General features: G+C 73.5%; 8 protein-coding genes. 3 read left to right on the top strand and 5 right to left on the bottom strand.

All coding sequences use genetic code 11. The annotated features are described in order from the left end of the window. Nucleotides 1–625: 625 nt before the first annotated feature. From PSEJ35_RS16490 to def, 5 genes are all read right to left on the bottom strand, one after another. Complete coding sequence (locus PSEJ35_RS16490) at nucleotides 626–1,912, bottom strand: O-antigen ligase family protein (protein WP_232207688.1); 1,287 nt, start codon at nucleotides 1,910–1,912, stop codon at nucleotides 626–628. 72 nt (nucleotides 1,913–1,984) lie between these two features. Then, nucleotides 1,985–3,703 carry a glycosyltransferase family 39 protein gene (locus tag PSEJ35_RS0114980; RefSeq protein ID WP_028918482.1) on the bottom strand — a complete coding sequence of 573 codons (1,719 nt, stop codon included), beginning with the start codon at nucleotides 3,701–3,703 and terminating at the stop codon, nucleotides 1,985–1,987. A 23-nt stretch (nucleotides 3,704–3,726) separates the two neighbouring features. Further along, nucleotides 3,727–5,091, bottom strand: coding sequence for a 16S rRNA (cytosine(967)-C(5))-methyltransferase RsmB (gene rsmB / locus PSEJ35_RS0114975; RefSeq protein WP_084635573.1), 1,365 nt, complete (start codon nucleotides 5,089–5,091; stop codon nucleotides 3,727–3,729). A gap of 3 nt (nucleotides 5,092–5,094) precedes the next feature. Further along, a complete protein-coding gene (gene fmt, locus PSEJ35_RS0114970; RefSeq protein WP_028918480.1) occupies nucleotides 5,095–6,018 on the bottom strand; it encodes a methionyl-tRNA formyltransferase in 924 nt (307 codons plus the stop codon). A gap of 118 nt (nucleotides 6,019–6,136) precedes the next feature. Beyond that, nucleotides 6,137–6,649: a peptide deformylase gene (gene def, locus PSEJ35_RS0114965; RefSeq protein WP_028918479.1), complete on the bottom strand. Its 513-nt coding sequence runs from the start codon at nucleotides 6,647–6,649 to the stop codon at nucleotides 6,137–6,139. Nucleotides 6,650–6,781: 132 nt separating this feature from the next. Between def and PSEJ35_RS0114960 the strand changes: the two genes are divergently transcribed. The 3 genes from PSEJ35_RS0114960 to PSEJ35_RS0114950 all read left to right on the top strand — a co-directional run bounded on the left by PSEJ35_RS0114960 (nucleotide 6,782) and on the right by PSEJ35_RS0114950 (nucleotide 9,624). Next, complete coding sequence (locus PSEJ35_RS0114960) at nucleotides 6,782–7,894, top strand: LysM peptidoglycan-binding domain-containing protein (protein WP_028918478.1); 1,113 nt, start codon at nucleotides 6,782–6,784, stop codon at nucleotides 7,892–7,894. 76 nt (nucleotides 7,895–7,970) lie between these two features. Further along, entirely contained in the window at nucleotides 7,971–9,083 is a 1,113-nt protein-coding gene (dprA, locus tag PSEJ35_RS16485) for a DNA-processing protein DprA (RefSeq protein ID WP_084635572.1), read from the top strand. Between the two features lie 67 nt (nucleotides 9,084–9,150). After that, nucleotides 9,151–9,624, top strand: a complete 474-nt coding sequence (locus tag PSEJ35_RS0114950) for a DUF494 family protein (RefSeq protein WP_028918477.1) — start codon at nucleotides 9,151–9,153, stop codon at nucleotides 9,622–9,624. Nucleotides 9,625–9,631 lie beyond the last annotated feature (7 nt).

Genomic DNA, 9,631 nt, shown 5'->3' with positions numbered 1-9,631 from the left:
CCTCGAACACCGGCAGGTCGCGGATCCGCCGCACCGCGCGGTCGTGGATCGCCGCCACGGGCTGGCCGCAGCCGCTGCAGCAACGCCGCACGCCCTCCTGCGGATCAAGCTCGATCACCAGCCAGCGTTGGCCGCCGCGCGGCTCGCGATGCCAGCGGCTCACGCCATATCCCGCCCAGCCTCCCAGCGGGAACATACAATCCAACTCGGCCACGGCCGGCCCCAGTTTGTTGTCTAGACACCAGCAAGTCTGCCGGGTCGGCCGTGTGTCTCTCTCCCTCACTTGGGAGAAGAACCTTTTTTCTTGGCCCCTCCCCCGGAGGGCGAGAGGAAGAAAAAACGAAGCGACCCCAACGCGCCGAGAGCCGCGGCAGCACGGGGGTATGCCGCATCGCGCGGTTCCGCCATCCATGGCTCCAACGCGCGAGCGCAGCACATCCATGTGCTGCTTGCGGCATACCCCCGCGCTGCCGCGGCTCCGTCCGGAGCTCGCACGGTTTAGCGCTGTTGCTTTTGGGCGTCCCACGGATCGGTTCGAAGCCAACGGCGTTGGGAATCGTGCACCGTGGCGATCCGGCCTCGTATCGGCCCCGGCCCCTCTCCCGGAGGAGAGGGGGAACTGGCATCAGCCGTTCCCGGCGCCTTCGTCAGCTGCCGGCGCGCCGCGGCCCCGGTGCGCCTCGCGCAGGGCCATGCCCAGCAGCAGGCCGCAGCCGGCGGCGTAGAGGCTGGTGGTGGTCTGGTGCGCGAACATCGACTGGGTCAGGCCGCAGAGCATGAACATCGCCACCATCATCGCCCCGGCCGCCGCCGAACCACGCAGCGGCCCCTGCCACTGGCCGCCACGCAGGCGCAGGCGCAGGAACAGGTACAGCGGCACCCCATAGAGCAGCGCCAGCGCCAACAGGCCAGGCAGGCCCATCGTCGCCGCCCACTCGGCCACGTCGTTGTGCGCATGCCCGTAGTGGCAGCGCTGCGCCTTCCGGCCTTGCTCCCCGCGGCACTCCGGCAGGCGCTGCATCGCCCGGTCGAAACCGCCCACGCCGACCCCCGTCCACGGGTTCTCGGCGAAGGCGCGGCCCGCGACCTGCAGCCGCTCCAGGCGCGCCCCGGCGGAGGAATCGTGGTCGCCACGGTCCATGCGCTCGATGTCCTGGCGCAGTTCCACCAGGCGCGTCTGCTCGGTCAGCGCCGGCACCGACGACAGCAGCACCACCACTCCCGCCACCACCGCGCCCAGCAGCAGGCTGCGGCTGCGCCGGCTGCGCCAGCCACTGCCCAGCACCATCACCAGCAGCAACAACAGCAGCCCCGGCCACGCACCGCGCGTACCGCTGAGCAGGATCGCCAGCATGCCCAGGACCAGGCCCAGGCCGGTCCACTGCCAGCTGCGTGGCGGCCGGCAGAACACCACCAGCACCATCAGCACCAGCACCACGTCGGCGAAGACGATCGCGTTGAGCCAGCCGCCGGGCCGCGCCTGCCCGCCCAGCACCTGGACCAGGGCCAGCACCGCCGCCGCCAGCAACCCGGCCAGCGCGCCGCGCCACAGCATCACCCGGGACGGCTGCAACGCCCAGGCCCAGGCCATCAGCCAGGGCATGGCCAGCCAGCGGTCGTGGCTGCGCAGGTCGGGCTCGGCGTCGAACAGGTGGGAGGAGGTGGCGACCACCGCCAGCACCAGCGCGACCATGCCGGCCACCAGGAACCAGGGCCAGCCGATCCGGCGCACCGCGCCGCCGACGCGCAGCGGCACCAGCAGGCTCGAGAGCAGGAAGAGGATGCCGGCGGGCAGCAAGCCCTTGGGCATGGCCAGGACCAGCGCAGCGAACGACCAGACCGCCCCGGCCGCGCAGGCACGCGCCCAGCGCAGTCGGATCGGGTCGGTGTTGTCGCCACTCATCAGGTCCATCCGTCTTCCCAATCCGGCGCCGGGAGCGGCGCATCTTGCGTGTCCCTTCCCGAACACGCGCTGACCCTTCAGTCAGTCTGCAATCTCGCGTGCTTGACCTGTTGCGGCGCGTTCCATTTCCTCGGCGCTCGGCACACATTCGCCGGTCACCGCCCCCGGCGGCACCAGCCACCAGCGGCGCCGGTTGGAGATCCCGGCCAGCTCGATCCGCTTCGGATCCAGGCAGGACTCCAGCGCATCCTCCTGCACCAGCAGCCAGCGGTCGGGCGCCTGCGCCTGCCAGGCCGTGGCGGCGCGCAACTGCTCGTCCCAGGGCACCTTGAAGCCGAAGTTGGCCGCGGGACGGTCGGCCATCAGCAGGTTCTGCTCCTTCCAGGCGACCAGGCCCAGTTCCGCGTCCGGACCGATCCGCGCACCGGCGGCGGCCATCACCCCGCGCGCCGAACTGGCATCGTTGAGGATCGGGTAGCCCACCAGGCCGAACGCCACCCACAGCCCGCCCAGGCCAGCGAACAGCGCCACCACCGGCCGCTGCCACCACGCCAGCAGGGACGCGGTCGCCCAGGCGCCGACCGCCAGCAGCATCCACGCCGCCGCGCGGATCCCGGCCGGGTCCAGGCCGCGCTGCTCCTGCAGGCGCATGGCCATCGACCCGGCCTCGCGCAGGGTGGAAACGCCGATCCCGAGGAACAGCAGCGCCAGCAGCGCCGCCAGCGCCAGCACCAGCGCGCGCGCGAAGCGGCGCCGCAGCAGCCCCGGCAGCAGCGGCGCCAGCGCCAGGCACATCATCGGCAGCGCCGGCATGATGTAGACGTCGCGCTTGCCGTCCGGGATCGAGAAGAACACCAGCACCATCAGCCACCACGCCAGCGGCAGCAGGTAGCGCGGATCGCGCCGGCGCAGCCGGCGGCGCCAGGCCCCCATCGCCCACGGCAGGGCCAGCGCCGGCGGCACCCACATCGTCGCCATCACCCCGAGGTGGTACCACGCCGGCTGGTGGTGGTCCCAGGACTGCGAATAGCGCCTGGCGGTCTGCCGGAACAGGATGTCGTCCAGGTAGGCGCGGTACTCGGGCAGGTCGCGCGACAGCGCCACCGTCACCACCGGCACCAGCCACAGCGCCACCGCCAGCAGGAACGCCAGCGGCCCCAGCCAGAAGCGCGGGTCGCGCGCGTGCACGCGCACCCGCGGCCAGCCACGCACCGAGGCGAACGCGGCCGGCAGCAGCATCAGCAGCGCCAGCGCGCCCACGCCCTTGGTGATCGTGCCCAGCCCGGCGGCGAACCAGCCGACCGTCCACCAGCGCCAGTCGCCGCCCAGCAGCAGGTGCCGCAGCAGGCCGTAGTTGGCGAAGGTGATGAAGAATGTCACCAGCGGGTCGATCTGCGCCTTCTTCGCCTGCCAGGTGAACTGGAACGCGAACAGCAGCGCCCACGCCGCGTACAGGCCCACCTGCCGCGTCCACAGCCGCCGGCCCAGGTCCTGCACGCACCACAGCGTGCCCAGCGCGGCCAGCAGCGACGGCAGCAGGAAGGCGACGCGCCAGTTGCCGAAGATGGTGTAGAAGGCGGCCTGCAGCCACATCAGCATCGGCGGCTTGTCCGAGTACAGCTCGATGCCGCGATGCGGGAACAGCCAGTCGCCGCTTTCGAGCATCTGCTTGGCGACCAGGGCGAAGCGCGGCTCGTCGGCCGGCCACGGGTCGCGCAGGCCCAGGCCGGCGCCGAGCACCAGCAGGGCGGTGATCCAGAACAGCCAGGCGTCTCGGTTGCGCGGTTCGGGGTTCGGCATGGGCGTCGGAGGCTAGCCGGCGGTCAGTCGGATTTTTGTAGGCGCGCGTAGAAGAAGCCGTCCATGCCGTCCTCGCCCGGCAGGCGCTGGCGGCCGGGGCCGGCGGCATGGCCGAACGCGTCGGCCAGCGGCAGCGCGCGCGCGCCGGGCGTGCGCGCGAGGAAGGCGGCGACCTGCGCGGAGTTCTCCTCGGCCAGGATCGAGCAGGTTGCATACAGCAGCACACCGCCCGGGCGCAGCAGCGGCCAGGTCGCGTCGAGCAGGCGCGACTGCGCCTGCGCCAGCGCGGCGATGTCCTCCTCGCGCCGGTGCAGCAGGATGTCCGGCTGGCGGCGGACCACGCCGGTGGCCGAACACGGCGCATCGAGCAGGATCGCGTCGAAGGTGAAGCCGTCCCACCACAGCGCCGGCAGGGTCGCGTCGGCGGCGCGCACCTGCACGCCGGCGCCGGCCACGCCGGAGCGGCGCAGGTTCTCCTCGATCTTCGGCAGCCGGCGCGGATCCACGTCCAGGGCCAGCAGCTCCAGGGTCGGGTCGCGTTCGAGCAGGTGCGCGGCCTTGCCGCCGGGCGCGGCGCAGGCATCGAGCACGCGCGCACCGCGGTCCGGCGCCAGCGCGTCGGCGGCCTGCTGCGCCGAGCCGTCCTGGACCGAGACCAGGCCCTCGTCGAAGCCCGGCAGCGCAGCCACCGGCACCGGCGCGTCCAGGCGCAACGCGTCGGCCAGCCGGGGCACGGCCGCGGCCTCGATGCCGGCGGCCTGCAGGCGCGCGAGGTATTCGTCGCGCGACACGCGCTGGCGGTTCACCCGCAACCACAGCGGCGCCGGTTCGGCGCTGGCCGCGAACACCGCGGCGGCCTGGCCGGGCCAGTCGCTTTCGATGCGCCGGCGCAGCCACTTCGGCCACGCGCCGGCGGGATCGGCGGGCGGGAAGCCTTCGCGCTGGGCGCGACGCAGCAGCGCATTGACCAGGCCGGCCTGGTGCGGGCGACCCATCGCCCGCGCCGCCTCGACGGTGGCGTCCAGCGCCGCGTGCGGTGGCAGCTGCAGCGCGTCAAGCTGGGCGCAGCCGGCCAGCAGCAGGGCCAGCAGCGGGTGGTCGGCCGGGCCGGGCGGCTTCTGCATCCAGCCCTGGACCGCCGGGCCGTAGCGGTAGCGCCCGCGCAGCGCGGCGAAGGCGATCGCCTCCAGCAGCGCGCGGTCGCGCGGGTCGGCCAGGCGCGGCAGCGCACCCGACAGCTCGGATTTCAGCGAACGGCCGCGGTGCACGACCGCGTCGAGCACCTGCGCGGCGAGCACGCGCACCTCCACGCCCGGGGCCAGCGGCCGCCGTTCCTGCGGCGGGCGCGACGGGCGCGGACGGTGGGCGGGCGGACGCGGCGCGGTCATCGCTCAGCCGGCCCGGGCCAGGTCGCGGCGGGCGTTGAGCCAGTCGGCGGCGGTGATCGCACGGCCGCCGTCGCGCTGGACCACGCGCAGGCGCAGCACGCCTTCGCCGCAGGCGATGTCGATGCCGTCGCGGCTGGCACCCAGCAGGGTGCCGGGGACCGCGTCGTGGGCCTGCTCCAGCGCCACCGCGCCGTGGATGCGCAGGCGCTCGCCGGCGACCTGGGCCTCGGCCACCGGCCAGGGATTGAAGGCGCGCACCGTGCGGGCCAGCTCCGCCGCCGGGCGGGTCCAGTCCAGCCGCGCCTCGGCCTTGTCCAGCTTGTGCGCGTAGGTCACGCCCTCGGCCGGCTGCGGTTGCGGCACCGGCAGCAGGCCGGCGCGCAACAGGCCCAGGCCGTCGGCCAGCACCTGCGCGCCCAGTTCGGCGAGGCGGTCGTGCAGCTGGCCGCCGGTCTCCTCCGCGCCGATCGGGGTGGCCTGCGACAGCAGCACCGGGCCGGTGTCCAGGCCGGCTTCCATGCGCATCAGGCACACGCCGGTCCCGGCGTCGCCGGCCTGGATCGCGCGCTGGATCGGCGCGGCGCCGCGCCAGCGCGGCAGCAGCGAGGCGTGCACGTTCCAGCAGCCGTACGTCGGGATCGCCAGCACCGCCTTCGGCAGGATCAGGCCGTAGGCCACCACCACCAGCAGGTCCGGTTGCAGCGCACGCAGCTGGTCCTGGGCGGCGGGATCGCGCAGGGTCTCCGGCTGGAACACCGGGATGCCGCGGGCGATCGCCTCCAGCTTCACCGGGGACATGGCCACGCCGCGGCCGCGCCCGGCCGGGCGGTCCGGCTGGGTGTACACGGCGACCACTTCGTTGCGCTGCGCGGCGGCGCGCAGCGAGGGCACCGCGAATTCCGGGGTGCCGGCGAACACGATCCTCATCGGGTCAAACGCTCCAGGGGCCGCGCTGCGGGCATCGCGGCCGCAGGCCGGCGCGGACGCCGGCAGGTTCGGACGGGAAGCGGTGCGTGGCCATCACCGGCGGGCGCACCGCGGCAGGTCAGGCGGCGTGCCTGCGCTGCTTGGCCAGCTTCTTGCGCACCATCTCGCGCTTCAGCGGCGAGAGGTAGTCGACGAACAGCTTGCCTTCGAGGTGGTCCATCTCGTGCTGGATGCACACCGCCAGCAGGCCGTCGGTGGTCAGCTCCTGCTGCCGGCCCTCGCGGTCCAGGTAGCGCACGGTGATGCGGTCGGCGCGGGTGACGTCGGCGAAGATCCCCGGCACCGACAGGCAGCCCTCCTGGTACACCTGCTCGCCCTGGCGCTCGAGGATCTGCGGGTTGACGAAGACCATCGGCTGGTCCTTGCCCTCGCTGACGTCGATGACCATGAAGCGGTGGTGGGCGTCGACCTGGGTCGCCGCCAGGCCGATGCCCGGGGCGGCGTACATGGTCTCGAACATGTCGTCGATCAGGCGCTGGAACTCCGGGGTGGCCAGCTGGGCCGGGTCCACCGGCGCGGCCACGGTCCGCAGGCGCGGATCGGGGAATTCGAGGATGGGGAGCTGGGCCATGGGGGGATACTCCGGAAAGGGGGCCGGGGCAAACCGGCCGGCCGTCGCAATTCTAGCGCGGAAGCTTGCGCCAGGGCCTGAATCCTAGGCTATAGTCCGCCAACCTGTTGGGGAATCAGGCGGATCGCAACCATGCTTACTCGCCTTCGGACGGTGCTCGCCGTCGCGATGCTGACCGTCGCCACGTACGCCACCGCGGTGGAAACGCGCGGCTCCCACCCGGAAACCTACGTCGTTGTCAGGGGCGACACGCTCTGGGACATCGCTGGGCGCTTCCTGGGCAAGCCCTGGCTCTGGCCGGAAATCTGGCAGGCCAATCCGCAGGTCGCCAACCCGCACCTGATCTACCCCGGCGACGTGCTCAGCCTGGCCTACCTGGACCGCGTCGCGGTGCAGCCGGGTCCGCGCGAGGAGGCCCCGATCGGCGCCATCCCGCTGTCGGACATCGAGCCGTTCCTGAAGAACCTGCGCGTGGCCGACTCCTTCGAGCACCTGCCCTACGTGGTCGGCTTCGAGGACAACCGCCTGCGCGGCAGCGCCGGCCAGGCCGCCTACGTGAAGGGCCTGGCGGGGGCGCAGGCCGGCCAGCGCTACGCGGTGCTGCGCCCGACCGTGCAGTTCGGCCATCCGCGCCCGACCCGCGACCTGCAGGCCAACGGCCGCCCGCTGGCGCTGGACGGCGCCCTGTGGCGCGAATACCTGCCGCCGAACGACCGCAGCGCCTTCCTCGGCTACGAGCTGGCCCAGGTCAACGTCGGCACCATCACCGGCGTGCCCTCCGGCGAGGTCGAGGTCGCCACCCTGCAGCTGGAGGACAGCGGCCGCGAGGTGCGCGCCGGCGACCGCCTGGTCCCGGTGGAGCCGCAGCCGTACGACCTGCAGTTCTTCCCGCACGCCCCGGCCGCGCTGCCGGCCGACGTGCGCGTGCTGGCGGTGGCCGACTCGTTCACCGCCGCCGGTCCGCGCGACGTGGTCGCGCTTTCCGCCGGCCGCCTCGACGGCATCGACAACGGCACCGTGGTCTCGCTGTGGCGCCAGGGCCGCCACGTCAACGACCGCGTCACCGGCCGCGCCACCTCGCGCCAGGACGACCGCTTCAGCGGCGCCGGCGTGGTCCTGCCGGACGAGTACGCCGCCCACGCCATGGTGTTCCGCACCTTCGACAAGGTCAGCTACGCGCTGGTCATGGACGGGATCAAGCCGGTCCGCGTCGGCTACGAGGCGCTGCATCCGGACGCGCAGTAACCGCCGAGGTTTTCCTACAGCCGCACGCGACGGCGCCCTAGGGCGCCGTCGTCGTTTCCGGGGCAGCATGCGTGGCATGGATGCCCCCTCCCCCGCGCCACCGGACGGCGCCGAAGCGCTGCTGCGGCGCGTGCTCGCCCTCTGCGCGCCGACCCGGCCAGGCGCCGGCACCCGCGAGGCCACGGCCGGACCTGACGTGCCGGCCCACCGCCTCGAACACGCCCTGCGCTGGCTGGACCAGCCCGGCCACCACCTGCTCGGCCGCGACGACCCGCGCTACCCGCCGCTGCTGCGCGAGACCGCCGGCGCGCCGCTGGCGCTGTTCGTCGACGGCGACCCGGACCTGCTGTGGCAGCCCTCGGTGGCGATCGTCGGCAGCCGCTGCGCCAGCGCCGGCGGCCGCGAACACGCCCGCGCCTTCGCCACTGCGCTGTGCGGCGCCGGCATCGCAGTCACCAGCGGCATGGCCGCCGGGATCGACGCCGCCGCGCACGAAGGCGCCCTGGCCGCGCCGGGCGGGCGCACCGTCGCCGTCCTCGGCACCGGTCCGGACCTAGCCTATCCACCGCACCTGGCCGGCCTGCGCGACCGCATCGCCGCCACCGGCGCGGTGGCCAGCGAACACCCGCCCGGGACGCCGGGGAGGCCCTGGCACTTCCCGGCGCGCAACCGGATCATCGCCGGCCTGGCGCTGGGCACCGTGGTGGTGGAGGCGGCGCTGCGTTCAGGCGCGCTGATCACCGCCCGCCAGGCGGCCGAGGCCGGGCGCGAGGTCTTCGCCATCCCCGGCTCGATCCACCATCCGCTGGCACGCGGCTGCCACCGCCTGATCCGCGACGGCGCCCAGCTGGTCGAACACCCGGACGAGGTGCTGGCCGGGATCGCCCCGCTGGCCGGCCGCCTGGCCCTGTCGCTGTCTGCGGCGGACCCGCCCCGGACCCGCATTCATACGGGTCACGCCGGGGTCAGGAAGGGGCGTCGCGCCGGCGCCACCGACCACGACAGGTTGTGGAACGCACTGGGCCACGACCCCATCCCTATGGATGTCCTGGTCGAGCGGACCGGATTGACGCCCGCCGCCCTGTCCCCCATGCTGCTGGCCATGGAACTGGACGGGCGGGTGGTGGTCGAACATGGCCGCTACTCGCGCAGCTCCGCCGGCGGCAGGCCCGCCGGGCGCTGCGGCTGAACACGAACGTCGGCAGCGGCGGTTCCCCACCCCCACGGCGCTCCTTGCGGGGCGCAGGCCGAGGGCAATGAAAGAAAGCATTCTGGACGTACTGCTCTACCTCTTCGAACACTACATCGGCGACGATGCGGACAGCCTCCGCGACCGCGATCCGTTGCAACAGGGCCTGATCGAGGCCGGTTTCAGCCCCAGCGAGATCAGCAAGGCCTTCGACTGGCTCGACGGCCTGGCGCAGCAGCGCCCGGCGGGCGGCGAGGCGCGCGTGAACGGCCCGGTGCGGGTCTACCACGGCCCCGAGCTGGACCGCCTCGACGTCGACTGCCGCGGCTTCCTCCTGTTCCTCGAGCAGCAGGGCGTGCTCGACGCCGGCCAGCGCGAGCTGGTGCTGGACCGCGCCATGGCCCTGGACCAGGACGAGCTGGACCTGGACGACCTGAAGTGGGTGGTGCTGATGGTCCTGTTCAACCAGCCTGGCGCCGAAGCGGCCTACGCCTGGATGGAAACGCAGATGTTCGGCGAGGAGCCGGAACCGGTGCACTGAGCACCAC

It is taken from the genome of Pseudoxanthomonas sp. J35 (genome assembly GCF_000513995.1).
Lineage (GTDB): Bacteria > Pseudomonadota > Gammaproteobacteria > Xanthomonadales > Xanthomonadaceae > Pseudoxanthomonas.
The sequence above is the reverse complement of the archived record's forward strand: the minus strand, read 5'-3'. Positions and strand labels throughout refer to the sequence as shown.

Coding starts and splice junctions, on each gene's coding strand:
- dprA (WP_084635572.1), top strand. CDS start 7,971: ATGGATGCCCCCTCCCCCGCGCCACCGGACGGCGCCGAAGCGCTGCTG.
- PSEJ35_RS16490 (WP_232207688.1), bottom strand. CDS start 1,912: ATGGACCTGATGAGTGGCGACAACACCGACCCGATCCGACTGCGCTGG.
- PSEJ35_RS0114980 (WP_028918482.1), bottom strand. CDS start 3,703: ATGCCGAACCCCGAACCGCGCAACCGAGACGCCTGGCTGTTCTGGATC.
- def (WP_028918479.1), bottom strand. CDS start 6,649: ATGGCCCAGCTCCCCATCCTCGAATTCCCCGATCCGCGCCTGCGGACC.
- fmt (WP_028918480.1), bottom strand. CDS start 6,018: ATGAGGATCGTGTTCGCCGGCACCCCGGAATTCGCGGTGCCCTCGCTG.
- PSEJ35_RS0114960 (WP_028918478.1), top strand. CDS start 6,782: ATGCTTACTCGCCTTCGGACGGTGCTCGCCGTCGCGATGCTGACCGTC.
- rsmB (WP_084635573.1), bottom strand. CDS start 5,091: ATGACCGCGCCGCGTCCGCCCGCCCACCGTCCGCGCCCGTCGCGCCCG.
- PSEJ35_RS0114950 (WP_028918477.1), top strand. CDS start 9,151: ATGAAAGAAAGCATTCTGGACGTACTGCTCTACCTCTTCGAACACTAC.